The organism is Acinetobacter brisouii CIP 110357 (genome assembly GCF_000488275.1).
In the GTDB taxonomy this organism is placed as follows: domain Bacteria; phylum Pseudomonadota; class Gammaproteobacteria; order Pseudomonadales; family Moraxellaceae; genus Acinetobacter; species Acinetobacter brisouii.
Genome location: NZ_KI530762.1, coordinates 443,256 through 462,178, shown reverse-complemented (window position 1 = coordinate 462,178; position 18,923 = coordinate 443,256). Strand labels below are relative to the sequence as shown.

The 18,923-nt window shown below is 43.4% G+C and carries 17 protein-coding genes; 7 read left to right on the top strand and 10 right to left on the bottom strand.

Features of this window, described 5'->3' with window-relative positions:
* Positions 1-45 precede the first annotated feature (45 nt).
* A complete protein-coding gene (gene hemB / locus P255_RS02220) occupies positions 46-1,059 on the top strand; it encodes a porphobilinogen synthase (RefSeq protein ID WP_004903190.1) in 1,014 nt (337 codons plus the stop codon).
* 29 nt (positions 1,060-1,088) lie between these two features.
* Complete coding sequence (gene thiO, locus P255_RS02215; protein WP_004903189.1) at positions 1,089-2,204, top strand: glycine oxidase ThiO; 1,116 nt, start codon at positions 1,089-1,091, stop codon at positions 2,202-2,204.
* Here thiO and P255_RS02210 read toward each other — a convergent pair whose 3' ends face one another.
* Positions 2,205-3,107 carry a TIGR01777 family oxidoreductase gene (locus P255_RS02210; RefSeq protein ID WP_004903186.1) on the bottom strand — a complete coding sequence of 301 codons (903 nt, stop codon included), beginning with the start codon at positions 3,105-3,107 and terminating at the stop codon, positions 2,205-2,207.
* A 557-nt stretch (positions 3,108-3,664) separates the two neighbouring features.
* Here P255_RS02210 and P255_RS02205 point away from each other — a divergent pair.
* Positions 3,665-4,915: an exonuclease SbcCD subunit D gene (locus P255_RS02205; RefSeq protein WP_004903185.1), complete on the top strand. Its 1,251-nt coding sequence runs from the start codon at positions 3,665-3,667 to the stop codon at positions 4,913-4,915.
* Positions 4,916-4,924: 9 nt separating this feature from the next.
* Positions 4,925-8,521, top strand: coding sequence for an AAA family ATPase (locus P255_RS02200; protein ID WP_004903183.1), 3,597 nt, complete (start codon positions 4,925-4,927; stop codon positions 8,519-8,521).
* Positions 8,522-8,641: 120 nt separating this feature from the next.
* On the opposite strand, the gene P255_RS02195 is transcribed toward P255_RS02200, so the two are convergent.
* The gene (locus P255_RS02195) at positions 8,642-9,328 is read right to left on the bottom strand and encodes a YggS family pyridoxal phosphate-dependent enzyme (protein ID WP_004903181.1); all 687 of its coding nucleotides are present in this window, start codon (positions 9,326-9,328) and stop codon (positions 8,642-8,644) included.
* A gap of 109 nt (positions 9,329-9,437) precedes the next feature.
* Between P255_RS02195 and P255_RS02190 the strand changes: the two genes are divergently transcribed.
* Entirely contained in the window at positions 9,438-10,475 is a 1,038-nt protein-coding gene (locus P255_RS02190) for a type IV pilus twitching motility protein PilT (RefSeq protein WP_004903179.1), read from the top strand.
* A gap of 27 nt (positions 10,476-10,502) precedes the next feature.
* Positions 10,503-11,624 (top strand): PilT/PilU family type 4a pilus ATPase, encoded by a 1,122-nt coding sequence (locus P255_RS02185; protein ID WP_035365240.1) that lies wholly within the window; start codon positions 10,503-10,505, stop codon positions 11,622-11,624.
* A gap of 62 nt (positions 11,625-11,686) precedes the next feature.
* On the opposite strand, the gene fur is transcribed toward P255_RS02185, so the two are convergent.
* Positions 11,687-12,124 carry a ferric iron uptake transcriptional regulator gene (fur, locus tag P255_RS02180; protein WP_004903176.1) on the bottom strand — a complete coding sequence of 146 codons (438 nt, stop codon included), beginning with the start codon at positions 12,122-12,124 and terminating at the stop codon, positions 11,687-11,689.
* Between the two features lie 111 nt (positions 12,125-12,235).
* Here fur and P255_RS02175 point away from each other — a divergent pair, with 111 nt between their 5' ends.
* Positions 12,236-12,622 (top strand): outer membrane protein assembly factor BamE, encoded by a 387-nt coding sequence (locus tag P255_RS02175; RefSeq protein WP_004903173.1) that lies wholly within the window; start codon positions 12,236-12,238, stop codon positions 12,620-12,622.
* A gap of 67 nt (positions 12,623-12,689) precedes the next feature.
* Here P255_RS02175 and P255_RS02170 read toward each other — a convergent pair whose 3' ends face one another.
* The 7 genes from P255_RS02170 to dut form a co-directional block, all read right to left on the bottom strand.
* Positions 12,690-13,004 (bottom strand): RnfH family protein, encoded by a 315-nt coding sequence (locus tag P255_RS02170; protein ID WP_004903172.1) that lies wholly within the window; start codon positions 13,002-13,004, stop codon positions 12,690-12,692.
* On the bottom strand, positions 13,004-14,086 hold the full coding sequence (locus P255_RS02165) for a membrane protein (protein ID WP_035364949.1): 1,083 nt from the start codon (positions 14,084-14,086) through the stop codon (positions 13,004-13,006). The genes P255_RS02170 and P255_RS02165 overlap by 1 nt, the downstream gene beginning before the upstream one ends.
* 150 nt (positions 14,087-14,236) lie before the next feature.
* Positions 14,237-14,692, bottom strand: a complete 456-nt coding sequence (locus P255_RS02160; RefSeq protein WP_004903170.1) for a bacteriohemerythrin — start codon at positions 14,690-14,692, stop codon at positions 14,237-14,239.
* Between the two features lie 225 nt (positions 14,693-14,917).
* Positions 14,918-15,766, bottom strand: coding sequence for a class II glutamine amidotransferase (locus P255_RS02155; RefSeq protein ID WP_004903169.1), 849 nt, complete (start codon positions 15,764-15,766; stop codon positions 14,918-14,920).
* 179 nt (positions 15,767-15,945) lie between these two features.
* Positions 15,946-16,860 carry an acetylglutamate kinase gene (argB, locus tag P255_RS02150; protein WP_004903168.1) on the bottom strand — a complete coding sequence of 305 codons (915 nt, stop codon included), beginning with the start codon at positions 16,858-16,860 and terminating at the stop codon, positions 15,946-15,948.
* Between the two features lie 10 nt (positions 16,861-16,870).
* On the bottom strand, positions 16,871-18,298 hold the full coding sequence (locus P255_RS02145; RefSeq protein WP_004903167.1) for a phosphomannomutase/phosphoglucomutase: 1,428 nt from the start codon (positions 18,296-18,298) through the stop codon (positions 16,871-16,873).
* A gap of 168 nt (positions 18,299-18,466) precedes the next feature.
* Positions 18,467-18,919 carry a dUTP diphosphatase gene (gene dut, locus P255_RS02140; RefSeq protein WP_004903166.1) on the bottom strand — a complete coding sequence of 151 codons (453 nt, stop codon included), beginning with the start codon at positions 18,917-18,919 and terminating at the stop codon, positions 18,467-18,469.
* Positions 18,920-18,923 lie beyond the last annotated feature (4 nt).

Here is an 18,923-nt window from a genome sequence, read left to right as displayed (position 1 = left end):
GGGCTACAATAGCCCCCAAGTTTAATACTGAACATCGAGATTGTTATGACTTATACGTTCAATCGCCCTGCATTTCCTGCCACCCGTATGCGCCGTATCCGTAAGAATGATCAACTTCGAGCGATGGTCAGTGAGACTCAAATTACTCCACACCACCTGATTTATCCTGTATTTGTACTGCCAGGGCAAAACCAGCGTGAAGACATTCCAAGCATGCCGAACATTCAGCGTTTGTCGGCTGATTTGTTGTTGAAAAAAGCGGAAAGCCTGTTAGAGCTTGGGGTTTCTAAACTGGCCCTATTCCCTGTTACACCACAAGAAGACAAAAGTCTGACCGCTGAAGCTGCATGGCGTGAAGATGGTGTGGTGCAAAACACCTGCCGTTTACTCAAAAAAGAATTACCAGAAATGGTGCTGATCACTGACGGCGCACTCGATCCCTACACCACGCATGGTCAGGATGGCATTATTGATGAAAACGGTTATGTCTTAAATGACGAAACCGTAGATTGCCTGATTAAACAGGCGCTCAGTCATGCTGAAGCAGGCGCGGATGTGATTGCACCGAGCGACATGATGGACGGGCGAATTGGCGCGATTCGTCAGGCACTCGAACAAAATAACTTCATTTACACCAATATCATGGCGTACTCTGCCAAATACGCTTCAAGTTTTTATGGCCCATTCCGTGATGCCGTGGGTTCATCAAGCAACCTCAAAGGTGGCAACAAATACACCTATCAAATGGATGTCGGCAACCGCGCTGAAGCCTTGCATGAAATTGCTCTGGACTTACAGGAAGGTGCGGACATGGTGATTGTCAAACCAGGTTTGCCATATCTCGATGTCGTACGTGAAGTTAAAGATACCTTTGGCGTGCCGACCTTCGTGTATCAGGTCAGTGGTGAATATGCCATGCTTGCAGGCGCGATTCAAAATGGCTGGCTCAGTGACAATGTGATTCTAGAGTCATTACTCTGCTGCCGCCGTGCAGGTGCAGACGGGATCTGGACATACTTTGCCGATGTCGCTGCGCAAAAACTCAAAGAAATGCAATAATTCATTTTCCCAGATAGATCGAGCGCACGATGCAGATTGCCATCATTGGGGCGGGTGTAAGTGGTTTACTCTCAGCCTTTGAACTGATTCAACACGGCTGTTCCGTCACGATTTTTGACCAGCAACATGCAGGTAAGGCTGCATCATGGGCAGGCGGTGGCATTTTGTCGCCGATGTACCCGTGGCGCTACCCTGCTGCGGTCAACCAACTGGCTCAATATGGCAAAGCGCTCTATGAGGAATACAATGCACAGTTGTATCCGATCACCCAGATTGATTTTCAGATTCAGCATACGGGTATGCTGATTTTTGACCCTGAAGATTTTGCGATTGGGCAAAGCTATGCGCAGCGTCATCAGGAACCGATGCAATATGCAGAGTTACTACAAGGGCAAGACTTACATCAGCTCAACCCGCGTGTATCTGAACAGTTTCAGCAGGCTTTGTATTTTCCGCATCTGTCCAATGTGCGTAACCCACGACTGTTGCAATCTTTAATTGCCTATTTAAAACAGCAACCTCAAATCACATTTGTGGAAAACTGTGCAATCCAAAAATTACAGATTCAAAACCAAAAAGTCACCGCGATTCACACTGAAAATGGCGAAAAATTTGTGGCTGATCAGGTGGTACTTGCCACAGGCGCATGGAGTCAAGCTTGGGCTGAGCCACTCAATTTAAGCATTCCTGTTAAACCTATACATGGTCAAATGGCACTGTTTAAAACACCAGAAAACTGGTTGCCAACCATGTGTATGAACAAGGTCATGTACCTGATTCCACGGCGTGACGGACATATTGTCTGTGGTTCAAGCATGAATGATTTTGGTTTTGACAACACACCGAAAGCCCATATTCAGCAAAATATTGTCGATGCTGTATTTGAAATGGTGCCCGAACTGGCACAGTTTCCACTGGTCGATCAATGGGCAGGTTTACGTCCAAGCTCTCCTGACGGTGTGCCTTACATCGGGCAAATGCCAGAAGTCGACAACTTATGGGCCAACTTCGGACATTTCCGTAATGGTTTGTGTATGGGACCTGCTTCTGCGCGCCTACTGCGTCAACTCATGTTGCAACAAAGCACTTTGGTCGATCCAGCAGCGTATTCTCCGCAGCGCCTCATACAAAATGCTCTCGCCTAATTACGCCAATAATTGCTGCAATGCCAAATCCAGAGTTGGATAATGAAAATGATAGCCTGCTTCAAGCAAAGCTTTGGGTTGGACAAACTGTCCATTTAAAATCAGTTGAGATTGTTCACCCAGTAAAAGCTTAAAAGCAAAGCTTGGAGCTGTCAGTAGTGGGCGAACCTTTAAATATCGGGCAGCGCACTCGGCAAACTGCTGTTGTGTTGAGTGTTCAGGGGCAACGACATTAAAAATTTGTGCCTGTGGTTGGTGAGTGATTAGAAATTCAATCGCGCCCAGCACATCGGCAATATGTACCCACGTCACAGGCTGACGACCATGCCCGATTTTCCCAGCCAGTTTCATTTTTATCGGTTGTAGCATCTGCGGTAAAATTCCACCATCTGCAGCAAAGACCACGCCTAAACGGATAATTTTAATCGTGTACTGCGCTTGATATGCTAACGCTGCCTGTTCCCACTGCTGACAAAGTTCTGACATAAAAATGTCTTGGGGCTCAGTATTTTCATCACAAATTTTTTGCCACTGTTGCTGCTCATCAATCCCGTAATAACCTACTGCTGAACCTGAAATCACCAGTTTTGGTCGATGCTTTTGGTGATTGAGCCACTGAAACAACTGCGTTGTAGTCTCAACCCGACTATAAATCAGTTGCTGTTTGCGCTCCGTACTCCAGCGCTGCTGACCAATATTTTCTCCCGCCAGATTAATCACATAGTCAATCATTTCATTATTGACCTGACTGAGTTTCTGAACCCAGCGCAGGTTATGGTGGTCTGACGTTCGATTTTTACGGCTCAGGGCAATCACACGATAATCACGCTCTAACAAATACGGTAACAAATGCCTACCAATAAAGCCCGAAGCACCTGTAATCAAAATAGTTGCAGCAGACATAGTATTTCCTTTGTTCATTTTTATTAGATGAGATGGTCTAAAAAATATAGCATGTCTGCCAATATTTGATCACAAATTAGACCACTTGAATTTTTTTAAAGTTTTTTAAACTTTCTTGTCAACCATTCCTAAAACACTGACGTTATATAGGGTACAAGGTCTGTTGTTGACGTTTTTGTACGGCATCAGCGAAAACGTCTCTTCAGTCACCTGCCATCAACAATCTTTGCCTCGGGTAACTTCATAAAAATAACCCGTTGTACGAAGTATCTTAGACCAACGATTTATATCACTCGAATCGTTGGTCTTTTCTTTTTCAGAGTATTTTCCCACTCATTTTCAACCCATCTAAGAACTATCTCATCTATAAATTAATATGGAGATGGCAACTTCGAAACACAATATATCCAGCAAAAAAATCAATAAAAATAAAGTGGATTCGATTAACCCAATTCCATTATCGGAAAAAAGTCGCTTTCAATCTTGGTGTGTATTCTGCACCTTGCATACAGCTTTATGCTACCTTATGGACATTCATTCGCAGGACTTCCAACTTTATGAGCGTGCATTTTCTTCATACTTCAGACTGGCATTTGGGACAATTCTTTTATAACCATTCGCGCCACTATGAACATGAACAATTTCTGGCATGGCTCATTCAACAAATCAAAGAAAAACAACCACATGCTCTGCTCATTGCAGGTGATATTTTCGATGTAATCAATCCAAGTTCACAGGCACAAAAACAACTCTATCAATTTCTTGCCGATGCGCACGACGCTGCACCACAGATGCAAACCCTGATGATTGCAGGCAACCATGACTCAGGTTATCGGATTGAACAGGTCGAACCGCTCCTCGAAAAATACCACGCCAAAGCTGTAGGCGTGATTCGCTGGAACGATGACAAAAGCTTAAATACTGAGCGCCTGATTTTACCCATTTACGATGCACAAAAAAATATTGTGGCGTGGTGTGTGGCACTGCCTTTTCTACGTTCTGCGGAAATTACAGGTCTGAATGACCAGACCAGCACCAGCCAATCTGCGATTGAATATCTACATCGCACCTTGATTAGCGAAGCGCAAAAAAGAAAAACACCTGAACAGGCGTTGATTGTCATGTCGCATGCGCACATGCAAGGTGCAGAAACATCAGACTCGGAACGCCCAATTATCATTGGCAATGAAGAAGCGCTTTCTACTGCATTATTTGATGGTGCAATTGATTATGTGGCACTCGGGCATTTGCATAAACCACAAAAAGTCGGACAAGCGCATATTCGCTATAGTGGTTCGCCGATTCCTTTGTCTTTTAGCGAAATTCATTATAAACATCAGGTGGTTGATGTCAGGATTGACCCCCAAAATCCTGAACAGCCGTATACTTTTGACGCAATAGCCATTCCTCGCAGCATTAACCTGATTGCGATTCGGGGCAGCCTAGATGAAGTCTTTGCCCAGTTACAGGCTTTGCCACACGGCGAAATTGAGGAGATTGAGCAACGTGAATATGTGGATATTGAATACAGTACCACCCAACCGCCTGCTCTAAATTTACGGCAACAGTTTGAAGATGCACTGCCAAAAAACCGTTATCGACTGGTCAAAATTTCCCGCCAGTATTTGCCAAATGAACAGCAACAAGATCAGGCTTTCAGCATAAGTTTAGAACCGCCGACTCCTGAAAAACTATTTAGTAGCCTGTGGCAAAAACAAGGTTACGATAACGATGACAGCGTACTCAAAGACTTTATGAGTTTGGTCGAACAAGCCCAGCATGCTCTTGATGATGAAACCTCTGCTTAAGGATTTGCCATGAAAATTTTATCTATTCGCATAAAAAATCTGGCATCACTGGCGGGTGAACAATGGATTGATTTTGAAAGTCAGCCGTTGGCAAATGCAGGGTTGATCGCAATTACAGGCAAAACGGGCGCAGGCAAATCAACCATTTTGGATGCGATGTGCCTTGCCCTATTTAATAAAATTCCGCGTCTTAAGGAAAGCGACGGGAAACTCCGTGATGTCGACGGTTCAGAATTATTATCCAATTCACCTTTAACCGTGTTACGCCGCGGCACGGGGCATGGTTTTGCCGAAGTGAGTTTTATCGCACCCGATCAGAAGCGTTATTTGGCGCGTTGGGAGTTGAAACGTGCCCGTGAAAACCCTACGGGCAAATTGCAAAGCGTACAGCGTTCGCTGACTTGCCTGAGCGATGGCGTGGTAATTGCCGACAAAACCAAAGCCGTCGATGACAGTATCAAAAACATTACCCAGTTGTCGTTTGAACAATTTACCCGTGCGGTGCTGTTAGCTCAGTCCGAAGTCACGGCATTCTTAAAAGCTCGCGACAGTGAACGAGGTGAACTGCTCGAATACCTGACCAATTCTTCAATTTTTGCCAAAATCGGGCAATTGGCATTTGAAAAAACCCGTGACATTGCCAAGCAACGTAAAGAACTGGAAAATGTTTTAGGACATATTGAAATCTTGTCAGATGAAGCTGTGGCTGAACTGACCGAGCAACTAAAGCAAAGCAATATACAGTATGAGAAACTCAATACTGAGAAGATAAAACTTGAGCAATATCAGCGCTGGTTTACCCAGCAGCAACAACTCGAACGTGATGTACAACAACGCCAGCAGCATCTAACTGAGCAGCAACAAAAATTTGATGCACTGGGTTCAAAACGCACGCAGCTTAAACAATTGGAAACCTTTGCCTCAATTCGCCCGAGCGTGATTCAACAGCAAAAAACTCAGACGGAACTACGTCAGTTACAACCACAAATTCAAAGCTGCCAGTTAAAATTCAACGTTATCAAACACGATTTTGAACAAGAAAAAACTGTGTTTGAAAATGTGGACAAACAATTCAAAGCTCAGCATACGTTTGAACAAATACATCAGTCCAGCCTTGAGCAAGTCCGAAGCTATATTCAGGAACGTGAATTTATTGGCAAACAATTTATTAAAGCCAAATCCACGCTAGAAAGTTTGCAACAAGATTTACAACCGTTATTACAGCAACAGACTCAATTGCAAACGGATTGCGATCAGTTCAGCATGCAGCTTGCGGAACGATCACAACAACTACAACAAACCGCACAATTTTCCAGTTTGGATCAAGGACTGTCCGCACATATCGCGCCACTACAACGCTTTATTCAGCATTTTCAAAGCTTCGAACAGCAATATGGTGAACTCGCAAAAGCACAAACAGATTTAAGTCAAAAACAACAACAGCTTGCATCGCAACAACAGCAATTTGGTCATGAGCAAAATATTGATGCACAATTGCGACAGCTTCGTAGCCAGCATGAGAAAATAGTTGCCCAAAGCCATCAATTGACTTTAATCGACACCCAATTTCAACAGTTTAGTCAACTTCATTTAGAACAGAATACTGTTCGAACTAAATGTGATGAACTGACGCAAGAAATTGAGCACAGCACACAGCAGGTTCAGCACACCGAACAGCAATATCAAACTCAGAAACTGGAACGAGAACAGTTACAACGTATCTTGCAGCAGCAACGCCTGTTGCATACCGAAAATATTGAAAAACTACGCGAGCAATTGATTGAAGGCGAAGCCTGCTTGGTCTGTGGCAGCACCCATCATCCTTTTAAAGCGGAACATACTTCTCTTTCCAATGAGCTGCTCAAACTACAAGAACAGCAAGAACAACAAGCCATTCAACTGGAGCAACAACAGTTACAGGCTTGGCAACGGGCGCAGCAGATTCATGCACAGTACAATATGGCGCTCACGCAAAATCAAAGCCGCCTAAATGCGTTAACTGCCGAGCTTGAAAAAACTCAGCACTCGATGAGTAGCATCTGCACACAAGCTCAAATTGACATTGATTTCAGCCAATCGCCTGAGCAAACCCAGCAGAAACTTTTACAAATCATTCAAACACTTCAACAAGACAAGCAAAACCTTGAGCAATCCATACAACAACTTGATGATGCTCAAAAACAGCAACGCACGCTGACCCAACAGATTCAGGAAATTTCGCAGCAGCTTTCTATCGTGCAACAGTCCGAACAGACGATCCGATATCTGCTCGATCTACTCACGACTGAACAACGTGATGCATGGCAAAAGCAAACTTTAAATACTGCCCAGCACATCATGCACTTGCTCAACCAACGTAGTCAGCTTTTACAGCATATTGAAATGCTGAATCAGCAGTTGAATGACAAAACCCAGCATTTACAGCAAAAAACGCTTGAACTGCAACATAAACAGGCGCTGATTCAACAAGCTGAAACAGAGCAGGCTGAATTGAAACGTAAAGGCAAAGAGAATACCGATTCAGCCATCCAATTGATTTTTGAAATGACGCACATACAGATTGAAAAACCACATGAATGGTTGATTCAATATGACGAGCAACGGCAAAATCTACAGCTTCAATTTAACCAGATTCGCCAAAGCTTCGAGCAAACCCGCGAAAATTTTGAGCAACAGCAACGGCAACTCGATCAGCTCAACATTCAGTTGCTTCAGGTGACAGCACAGCATCAAACCGCGACCCTTGAAATCGAACAATGGCTAACACAACATACAGAGTTTGATCAGCCGTTACTTTCCCAGCTACAACATATTTCGCTTGAAGAAGCGCAGCAGATCCGCCGAGACGTTCAAGATGCCGAACGTGCATTGGCAGATGTTCAGGCGGCTCTGAAAGCCATTCAAGAGCAATTACAACAACATTTGAGCCATCAGCCTGAGATTGGACTGACTCAACTACACACTGAATTCACAGCGTTGCTTGAATCCCTGCAACAAACCCAAGACATCCGCGATAACTTCAAACTCAAGCTGGAACTGCATCAGCGCAATCTAGAGAAACAACAAGAATTTTTCGAACAGATTCAGCAGATTCAGCAAGAGGAACATCGCTGGGGTAAAATTTCAGGTTTAATGGGAGATGCCAACGGGAAAAAATTCCGTGATTTAGCCCAGCAATACAATCTGGATATTTTACTTGAATATGCCAATCAGCAACTGGCGATGCTGTCACAGCGTTATACGCTCAAGCGTCTGGAACACTCGCTTAGCCTCGCCATCATTGACCATGATATGGATGGCGAAGTACGTTCGGTTGCCTCACTGTCTGGTGGTGAATCCTTCCTCACCGCCCTTGCCCTGTCACTGGCGATTGCCAATATGGCATTGGGCTCCATGAAAATCGAATCGCTGTTTATTGATGAAGGCTTTGGCACTTTAGATGCATCATCGCTACACATGGTGATGAATGCGCTCGATCAATTGCAAAATCAGGGACGTAAAGTCGTACTGATCTCGCATATTCAGGACATGCATGAGCGCATTCCTGTACAGATCCAAGTGCAGCCGCTCGGTTCAGGAGCAAGTCAGATTGAAATTATGGGCTAGACAATAAATTTGATGTAAATGGGAACCGCACGATGCAACAGTAACCCTCCTCCGCAAAGGCTATCGTCAAAATCGTGCGCATTTAATCTTTGGCTAACTCATCGCACCTGATCTGTATGGTTACTTTTGATAATCTCGCGCACCAAACAATGCTGTACCGACCCGAACCATGGTTGAGCCTGCGGCAACTGCGGCTTCAAGATCGCCCGACATGCCCATGCTCAACGTATCCCAGTCGTTAGGGTGAGCGTGGTGCTCTTTGACTTGCTCAAATAGCGCCTGTGCATCGGCAAATGCCTTCAGATTATTCGGTGCAGGAATCACCATCAAACCGCGTAAACGCAAATGCGGAAGCTGGCTAATCTGCTCGACCAATGTTGCAACCTCTTCAGGGGCACAGCCATCTTTGGTGTCTTGACCATCAATATTCACCTGTAAACAAATATTTAATGGTTCATCGGAGTCTAAGCGCTGACTCGACAAGCGTTCAGCAATAATTAAACGATCAACGCCATGCACCCATGCAAATTTTTCAGCCAGATGTTTGGTTTTATTACGCTGCACATGCCCAATAAAATGCCATTCAATCGCCAAATCCTGCAGCGCCTCAATTTTATCCAGTGCTTCTTGCAAATAATTTTCTCCAAAAGCCCGCTGACCTGTTGCATACATGGCACGTAAAGCGTCGCTCGGATGAGTTTTCGACACTGCAAGCAATTGAACGCTATCAACTGAACGGCGGGATTGTGCACATGCATGTTGTATTTGTTGCAATACAGCATCACGAGATTCTTGGTAATGATTCATAAACAGGCATCTCTCAAGGTTTTTTTCATGTTTTGCGGTGGAAAGTATTGGTTAGATGTTTTGAAAGCCGTTATTATTTTACAAAAATAACGAAACCTTTGGGGCAAGAATGGATATTACAGAATTACTGGCTTTTTCTGCAAAAAATGGGGCATCGGATTTACACCTTTCTGCAGGTTTACCGCCGATGATTCGTATTGATGGTGAAGTACGCCGCATCAATCTTCCTGCATTAGAGCACAAGGATGTCCATCGCCTCATTTATGACATCATGAATGATAAACAACGCCACGACTATGAAGAACTCCTAGAAACCGACTTTTCTTTTGAAGTTCCTGGCGTGGCACGTTTCCGTGTCAATGCATTTAACCAGAACCGTGGTGCAGGTGCAGTATTTCGTACCATTCCCTCAAAAATCCTGACCATGGAAGATCTGGGCCTAGGTAATACCTTTAAGGAAATCTGTGAATTTCCGCGTGGTATTGTACTGGTCACAGGGCCAACAGGTTCTGGTAAATCAACCACACTTGCAGCAATGATCGACTATATTAACGAAAACCGTTATGATCATGTTTTAACCATCGAAGACCCAATCGAATTTGTACATCAATCTAAAAAGTGCCTGATCAACCAGCGTGAAGTACATCGCGATACGCATGGCTTTAACGAAGCATTACGCTCAGCACTGCGTGAAGACCCCGACATTATTCTGGTCGGTGAGATGCGTGACTTAGAAACGATTCGTTTGGCACTAACTGCCGCTGAAACTGGTCACTTGGTATTTGGAACACTACATACCACCTCTGCGGCAAAAACTATTGACCGTGTGATTGACGTATTCCCTGCTGAAGAAAAAGATATGATTCGTGCCATGCTGTCCGAATCTTTACAGGCGGTGATTTCACAAACCCTGCTGAAAAAAACAGGTGGTGGTCGTGTTGCAGCACATGAAATCATGCTGGGTGTACCGTCTATTCGTAACCTGATTCGTGAAAACAAAGTGGCACAAATGTATTCAGCAATCCAAACAGGTGCCAATCAGGGCATGGTCACACTCGATCAAAGCCTCAAAAACCTTGTGACTAAGGGCGTCATTACCAAGGATGTCGCGCGTACCGCCGCCAAACAACCAGACAGCTTTATGTAATTCAGCGAAGGGAACCCTGCCATGGCTATGGATTTTAATGACTTACTCAATCTCATGAGTGAGAAAAAAGCATCGGATTTGTTCATTACCGCAGATGCTGAACCGTCAATGAAAATCAATGGACAACTTACCCCCATTTCATCGACCAAACTGACTGGGGAAATAGCTGACCAGCTCATTCATTCCATCATGAATGAAAAGCAACGCAAAGAATTTAGTGAAACTCGGGAATGTAACTTTGCGATTACTAACCGTGAACAAACCCGACGTTACCGTGTCAGTGCCTTTTACCAACGGGATTTACCTGGTATGGTTCTGCGCCGTATTGAACACAAAATTCCAAGTGTTGAAGAATTAAAGTTACCACCTGTTCTTAAAGAACTGGTCATGGCCAAGCGTGGTATTATTATTTTCGTAGGGGCTACAGGTACAGGTAAATCGACTTCTTTGGCTGCATTGTTAGGTCACCGTAACCATAACTCCAAAGGGCATATTATTACCATTGAAGACCCTATCGAGTTTATACACCAGCATGCTGGCTGTATTATCACTCAACGCGAAGTCGGTATTGATACCAACTCTTTCGAAGTTGCACTCAAAAATACCTTACGACAGGCGCCTGATGTGATCTTGATTGGTGAGATTCGTACCAAGGAAGTCATGGACTATGCCGTTGCATTTGCTGAAACAGGTCACTTGGTACTTGCGACACTGCATGCCAACAATGCCAACCAAGCCCTTGAGCGGATTATTCACTTCTTTGAAACCGAACGCCACGAGCAGATTTATCTGGATTTATCACTCAACTTGCGTGCGGTTGTCGCGCAGCAACTCGTACCAACAGTTGATGGTAAATCGCGCCGTGCGGCGATTGAAGTTATGATTAATAGCCCATTGATGGCAGATTATATTCGTAAAGGCGAAATACACGAGCTTAAAGCGCTCATGACTCGCTCTCGCGAACTGGGAATGCAGACTTTTGACCAAGCCTTGTTTGATTTATATAAAGCAGGTGAAATTAGTTATAAAGATGCACTTCGTCATGCCGATTCGCCAAATGATCTACGCCTACAAATCAAGCTTTCAGAAGATGGTGGAGCAAACCAACTCTTCAATGCAAGCAGCAAAATGACTTTCGACGGCCAGTAAGTCAGCAATAAAAAGGCATTTCTTAAAGAAATGCCTTTTTATTTGTTATATTTATGTAGGGCTTATTTTTTGCGTGAAGCATCCTGACATTCAGCTGCATCGCAATAACCATATAAATTCAAAGAATGCCCTGTAAGCGTAAAACCATACTCTTTTGCAACTTCATGTTGTTCATGCTCAATAACATCGTTTGTAAATTCAAGAACTTTATTGCAATTTTGACATACAAGGTGATCATGATGATCTTCTTGCATAATTTCAAAAACCGAGTGATTATTTTCAAAATGATGACGTTGAATAATGCCGGCAGCTTCAAATTGTGTTAACACGCGATATACGGTTGCTAAACCAACATCTTCACCTTGATCTAGTAATGTTTTATAAATATCTTCAGCGCTCAAATGGTGTTGTTTTGAGCTTTCAAGTAATTCCAATATCTTAATTCTTGGAAGGGTTACTTTAAGTCCTGCTTTACGCAAATCTTGATTCGAAATGGGCATGAAAAAGTCTCTCAACAATTTGTTAAGTTGGAATATGCAACAGAGTTTATATGCAGTATGATCTATCACTAGATTAAATGCATCACAATTGATTTGGATAGTGTAGCAAAAATGCAAAAAATTATGTTGACGACCTTACTCGTCAGTTCATTGCTTGCCGGCTGTGTCTATAAAATAGATATTCCTCAAGGGACACCTTTAACAAAAGCCCAAGCTTCTCAGATACATGTTGGCATGAGTTACCAACAAGTTCGTTTCTTACTTGGTAGCCCAACCATTACTGACCCACTTAATCCTGAACGTTGGGATTATGTTTACAATTATATCCCAGGAACTTATGCGAAAAAAGCCAAGATTCCAGCGGCTCATGGTCAGCATTTGCGTATTTACTTTGATAAATCAGGTATTGTTACCAAAATTGAAGGCTTAGACACCCTTCCAGATGCACAACCAGGACTACCACCTTCAAAAGATACCATCCTGTCTGCACAACCCTAATCGATCCATTGATGCATCGATACGGTAAAAGAAAACCCCAATCAGATTTGATTGGGGTTTTCTTTTATTAAGAAGATCGCTTAAACCGATTTCCTTTCTGATAGCGTCCGACAGGATGATTCGCAGCACGATTACGGCGAATATCTTGAGGATTAATCAGCAATGGGCGGTATATTTCCACCCGATCACCTGCCTGCAAGCGATGCTCAAGGCTAACTTTGACCCCAAAAATCCCTACCTGTAACGGCTGCGGCAGGTCAGTTTGTATGGCAAGACCACTCTGCTCAATCGCATCCTGTACAGTCATTCCCTGCTGAAATTCGACAGTCAGATAGTATTGCTGCTGCATGGTTGCATAGGCAACCCAAACCTGCTGAGGCATTACACTGCCCCCAGCACAATCGCCACCATTGCCAATACGATTGCTAAAGGAGCAACAACACGCACTGCAATACGCCACAGGTTATAAGTCACTTCCTGACTGAAATTCAATGATTTACGCAAATGGCTGATTTTCATGATCCAACCCGCAAAAATCGCGTAAATCAGACAAATCAATAATCCCCAAAGCATAAGCACAGTATTGAGTACTGGAACAATTGCAAGACATGCCCATGTCAATATTGCAATTAAAATAATTGCCCATTGCACCACCATCGCAATTTGACGTTGCTGTAATTGTTCACGCGCCAATTGTACAAAGCCTGCCGCGACAGCCACTGCACTCACTAAAATGGTAATCGCTGGAAGTTCTGCTTGCACCGCAAAAAAGCCAAAAAGTACTACTGCAAGCACTTGTGCTACCCAAACAGGTAAAGCATTTGGAGTCGCTTGCTCAGTATCTTTGATTTGCGCCGCGCTGGTCTGCGCATACACACCTAGTCCCAACCCTGTAGCAACCAGCGCCAGAACCACCGCATAGCCCCATTCAGAGAAGTGAATTGCGGTGATATGCCATGCAGTTAAGTTCAACGGGAAGAGATGACTCAAAACCAGTGAAACCAGCAGCATAACTGCACTCACACCAACCAAAATCAGGCGTGGCAAAAATGATGCAGTAACAGCAACTACCGCCAAAATCGCAAATACAATATTTTCTGCAACAGGTAGTTGAACATAATGCGTTAAGGAGTGACTGGCATTGGCAATCAATGCACCTGCTAAAAATGGCATAAACACCACAGCCAGCCAACCTGCAATACGCCAATATGCTGAAGCATCTGCTTCACGCGTCAATGCCATCAACGCTTGCAAGGCTGTTGTCTTCGCGCGTTTAACCAGTGCGACTTCCATGTAGGCAAAAGGCAATGCCAGTACGACCATCATGACTAGCCACAGCAACCAGAAATCCAGTTGCCGATCCAATTGAATCCCCACCACTGGCGCAAGCGTGGTAATCAACATAAATGATAAACAAAACGCCATCAGTGGCGATAACCATCGTGACATAGGTCTGTCCTGCATCCGAAGTTAAAAATAATGAGCTATTTTGCCTTTGTCATGGCTGAAAATCAAAGTTTGTAGAAAAAAGAAATCATTGCCGAGGCAATGATTTTTGGCGCAAAAAGCAAGCTGTAGTTTTTTATGATTATTCTAGTTTATTGTTTTTATTATTTATGAGAAGAACCGTGCAAACCAGTTCTTGCCTTTTTTCTTTTCATGCTCGCGAATAATGCCTTTCATGTTTTCTTTGACTGCACCGACATAATCGGCATCGTCATGTTGAATATGATTAATCAACCATTTTGTTAAAATTTGATGCAACTCATCTTCAATGGCTTGTCCCATCATAAAACGATCGCGATAGGTTTCAATTTTTTTAATAAATAAGTCATGTACACGCTTATGTGGCACACGATACTTATAGCCTGCTTCATCTTGCAGACTTTCTTCAAAGGTAAAATGAGACTGGGTATAGTCAATAATATTATCCAATACCACTTTGATTTGATTACGATCGTGAGTAAAACGCACATCTTCGATTTGATTAATATAATCGAGAATACGTTTATGCTGATCATCAATCACTTCAATACCAGTATTGTATTCAGAGCGCCAATTCATCTTCATAGTGAGGCCACCTAACGCATTCATATTTCATTTTCGAGGCATAATATACAAAAAATGATCAATGAAAAACCAAGTAATGCCCTCAGAATTACAACACTTTTCACTAATTATTTGATTAAATTCATAAAACCCCATATACCCAACTAAAAGAATCAAGTATTTTTTAATCAATTCAATTGCTTATATATTTAGTTTTTACCAAATATAAAAAATAATTCAAAAAATCTAATATAAATCAGCTTTACTGATACGTCGCAAAGAAGGATCTTGCGCTTCACGAATCAAGCGCTGCACGGTGGTCATGGCATGTAAAATCGGGCGCCCCTGCTGAAATAAAATCATTTCTCCTGCCCGAAAAGCTGTCCACTGTTCATTTTGTGTCAGTGGCTCAGTGGTAATAACGGCTACACGATCCTCTGGTGTGGTCACTTCACTAAAATCAACTTCGACATCCAGATCAATGAGCTGGGCATGCTGAAACGGATATTCACGTACAATCCAATGTAGTTTGGTAGTGGCATAACTCCACAAGGCTTGACCATTGGATAAACAGAAATTAAATGTGCCATGCTCTGCAATTTGTGGAGCAACTTCCTGTAAAACCTGAAAAACATCTTGAATCGAAGGTTCCTGATAACCAAAACGTTCCACCAGTTGATCGAGCAAAAAGCAAAATGCATATTCGCTGTCAGTATTGCCTACAGGGGTAAAATGTCCACTGAGCTGTGGCTGGAAACCATGCAGATCGCCATTATGTGCGAAAATCCAGTGACGCCCCCACAATTCGCGCATAAATGGGTGCGAATTTTCAAGGGTAATTTTGCCTTGTGTGGCTTTACGGATATGTGCAATCACATTGCGGGATTTAATCGGATAGTTACGAATCAAGTCAGCAATCGGTGACTCAACCGCAGACTGGTTATCGACAAATAAACGACAGGCTTTATGTTCAAAAAAAGCAATGCCAAAGCCATCACAATGATCAGAGGTCACCCCCGCGCGTTGTGAAAACCCTCGGAACGAGAAAGTAATATCGGTGGGTGTTGCACAATTCATTCCGAGTAGCTGGCACATACTTAAATCTTCTTACAATCAAATACATCTATAGGCAATGTAGCGGATGCAGCCTTGATCTGCAAATGCGTTTTTTCACTGTCTTTATGAAAAATAATGCTAAACAATAAAATATAAATACGATTATTGAATAATAATTTTTTGAGTCCAAAAAACCGCCATCAGGCGGTTTCTTCAACTTAAGCGTCTGGATGTGCAGCTTTAGCACGGTTAGTAATGAGTGTTCCAACCCCGTGATCAGTAAAGATCTCAAGCAAAGTCGCATGTGGTACACGCCCATCAACGATATGTGCACTCACCACACCACCTTTAACTGCATCGAGCGCACAGCTCACTTTCGGAATCATGCCACCATAAATTACACCCGTTTCAATCAGTTGATCGACTTCATGCGTAGTTAAACCTGTCAGCAGGTTTTTATTTTCATCAAGTACGCCGCTGATGTTGGTCAACAAAATCAGTTTTTCTGCACCCAAGGCTTCAGCGACTTTACCTGCCACCAAGTCAGCATTGATGTTGTAGGTATTACCTTGTTCGTCGACACCGAGTGGTGCAATCACAGGAATAAAATCACTTTGGGTAAACATTTGCAAAACGTCAGTTTTCACGCCTACCACTTCACCAACCATTCCCAAATCGATTTCTTTTACAGAACCATCTTCATTCTGTTTTTTCATCAAGAGTTTACGGGCGCGAAGTAAGTTACCGTCTTTACCTGTCAAACCGATGGCACGTCCACCATGTTTGTTAATCAGATTAACGATAGATTTGTTGACGCTACCGCCAAGCACCATTTCTACCACTTCCATGGTCGCAGCATCGGTCACACGCATACCATCGATACGGTCTGACTCTTGCCCTAGACGCTTGAGCAATGAATCCACTTGTGGCCCGCCACCGTGGACAACAATCGGGTTTAAGCCAACAGTTTTAAGCAACACAATGTCTCGCGCAAAAGAGCTTTCAAGCTCAGGATCGGTCATGGCATTGCCGCCATATTTGACCACAAGGGTTTTTCCTGAGAAACGTTGAATGTACGGCAAAGCTTCTGTTAAAACCTGTGCTTTGTCGAGGCCAGTGTGTTGGTGTGGCATGTGCCTCTCCTTATTGCGCGTTACAAATATCGTGCGCGATTTCTGGATATTTTTCGCTGAGCAGATATGCAAAGTTTTGGCGAATTTCATTTAAACGCGATGCACTGCTGGCATCGAAGCGTACTGTTAAATATTCGCCAGTATTGGATGCTCGAATAATGCCAAAACCATCATCAAAATCAAGCCTAACCCCATCGATTTTCGTTAAATGTGCTGCAATTTTATGACTTTGCTGCTCAATATCTTGTAATACTTCGACAGGATGATGCTGATAAGTACGGATATAGGTATCTTCTGTCGCGTAACGCTCAGGAATTTGTACAAACAATGCTGAAAATTTCTGAGCGGGGCTTTGGGCTAAATATTCCATCGCACGCAGTGCTGCATACAGGCCATCGTCATAGCCTTTGCCACGCCCATCATTAAACACATAATGCCCAGCATATTCCCCACCAAAAACTGCCTGCCCTTTGGAATGTGCAATATATTTACGCAAGAAGGTACTGCCTGTACGCAACATGTGAGGAATACCACCATAGTGCTTAATTTGTTGAATCACTAAACTGGAGCATTTCACATCAAATACCACTTCACGCTGTGGCTGCTGCTCAAGACATATTTTGGCGAATAGGCACAATAAACGGTCAGCACGTAAAATTGCTCCCGTTTCATCGACCATCACCACACGGTCGCCATCTCCATCGAGAGCAAAGCCCAGATCAGCCTGTTGTTCACGTACCGTATGACAGAGTTTTTCCAAATGCTTGGCAGTGGATGGATCAGGCGCATGCTCAGGAAATTCACCATTGGCTTCACAGCGCAGTGCAATCACCTGACAACCTAAACGCTGCAAAATGGCAACCGCGTATTGTCCTGCCGAACCATACAAACCATCAACCACGACTTTGAGGGGGCGTGCCAAATGAATATCGCGTTGTAAATACTGCAAATACTCGGTTTTATAAGACTCAATAAATTGATGTGGCTGATCTACAAATGGGATCGCACATTGCTGCTGTTGATAATGTTGTTGTGCGGACAATGCGACCTGCTGAATTTGTTCAGGAGATGAAGGGTCTCCCTGACACATCCATTTAACGCCATTGTCACTTTTGGGGTTATGGCTCGCTGTCACCATTACACCATTACCACCGTGCTGCATGGCGAAGAAATATAAACACGGCGTGGAACAACAGCCTAATTCGATCACATTTAAGCCATTCTTTTTAAAAGTTTGCTGCAAAATTTCAGCATAGCTTGGACTGGTCAAACGGGCATCATAGCCCAATACCACAGTCATTACCCGATGTTGTAAATATTGTTGGGATAATGCTTCAGCGATCGCTTGTACGACAGCTGGCGTCAGAACATCCAACTTGCCCCGAATATCGTAGGCACGGAAGATATGCGCAGGAAAATCATTTTTGTTTAACTGCATAAAATACTTTTTTTTAGATCAATCATGAATAAATTGTGTAGGACAAACTCATGTTTTGTAAATACGACACTCAGGCTATTTTGTAAGAAATCACCGAGTTCGCTACATAAAGTTAAAAAACTCCAACAATGTGGAGTTTTTTTCACCACGATAAATCAGTTGCTGATTTTAATGTTGACCTGTATGACCGAAGCCACCTGCTCCACGCTCAGTTGCAGCAAATTCATCAACCTGTTCAAATTCAGCCTGAACCACAGGCACTAGCACATACTGAGCCAAACGCTCGCCTGGTTCAAGCGTAAACGTTTGTTGTCCACGGTTCCACACAGAAATCATCAACTCGCCCTGATAATCTGAATCAATTAAACCCACCAAATTACCCAAAACGATGCCGTGCTTATGACCTAAACCCGAACGTGGCAAAATCAGACCTGCAAAATTTGTATCTTCAATATAAATCGCCAATCCTGTTTTCACCAATACGGTTTGACCTGGTTCAATCTGGATGGCTTCATCTAGACACGCACGTAAATCAAGACCTGCTGAACCTGTAGTCGCATAGCTAGGCATTGCCCACTGTTGACCTAAACGCTTGTCTAAAACTTTAACCTGAACTTTCATATAC

Coding starts and splice junctions, on each gene's coding strand:
- hemB (WP_004903190.1), top strand. CDS start 46: ATGACTTATACGTTCAATCGCCCTGCATTTCCTGCCACCCGTATGCGC.
- thiO (WP_004903189.1), top strand. CDS start 1,089: ATGCAGATTGCCATCATTGGGGCGGGTGTAAGTGGTTTACTCTCAGCC.
- P255_RS02210 (WP_004903186.1), bottom strand. CDS start 3,107: ATGTCTGCTGCAACTATTTTGATTACAGGTGCTTCGGGCTTTATTGGT.
- P255_RS02205 (WP_004903185.1), top strand. CDS start 3,665: ATGAGCGTGCATTTTCTTCATACTTCAGACTGGCATTTGGGACAATTC.
- P255_RS02200 (WP_004903183.1), top strand. CDS start 4,925: ATGAAAATTTTATCTATTCGCATAAAAAATCTGGCATCACTGGCGGGT.
- P255_RS02195 (WP_004903181.1), bottom strand. CDS start 9,328: ATGAATCATTACCAAGAATCTCGTGATGCTGTATTGCAACAAATACAA.
- P255_RS02190 (WP_004903179.1), top strand. CDS start 9,438: ATGGATATTACAGAATTACTGGCTTTTTCTGCAAAAAATGGGGCATCG.
- P255_RS02185 (WP_035365240.1), top strand. CDS start 10,503: ATGGATTTTAATGACTTACTCAATCTCATGAGTGAGAAAAAAGCATCG.
- fur (WP_004903176.1), bottom strand. CDS start 12,124: ATGCCCATTTCGAATCAAGATTTGCGTAAAGCAGGACTTAAAGTAACC.
- P255_RS02175 (WP_004903173.1), top strand. CDS start 12,236: ATGCAAAAAATTATGTTGACGACCTTACTCGTCAGTTCATTGCTTGCC.
- P255_RS02170 (WP_004903172.1), bottom strand. CDS start 13,004: ATGCCTCAGCAGGTTTGGGTTGCCTATGCAACCATGCAGCAGCAATAC.
- P255_RS02165 (WP_035364949.1), bottom strand. CDS start 14,086: ATGCAGGACAGACCTATGTCACGATGGTTATCGCCACTGATGGCGTTT.
- P255_RS02160 (WP_004903170.1), bottom strand. CDS start 14,692: ATGAAGATGAATTGGCGCTCTGAATACAATACTGGTATTGAAGTGATT.
- P255_RS02155 (WP_004903169.1), bottom strand. CDS start 15,766: ATGTGCCAGCTACTCGGAATGAATTGTGCAACACCCACCGATATTACT.
- argB (WP_004903168.1), bottom strand. CDS start 16,860: ATGCCACACCAACACACTGGCCTCGACAAAGCACAGGTTTTAACAGAA.
- P255_RS02145 (WP_004903167.1), bottom strand. CDS start 18,298: ATGCAGTTAAACAAAAATGATTTTCCTGCGCATATCTTCCGTGCCTAC.
- dut (WP_004903166.1), bottom strand. CDS start 18,919: ATGAAAGTTCAGGTTAAAGTTTTAGACAAGCGTTTAGGTCAACAGTGG.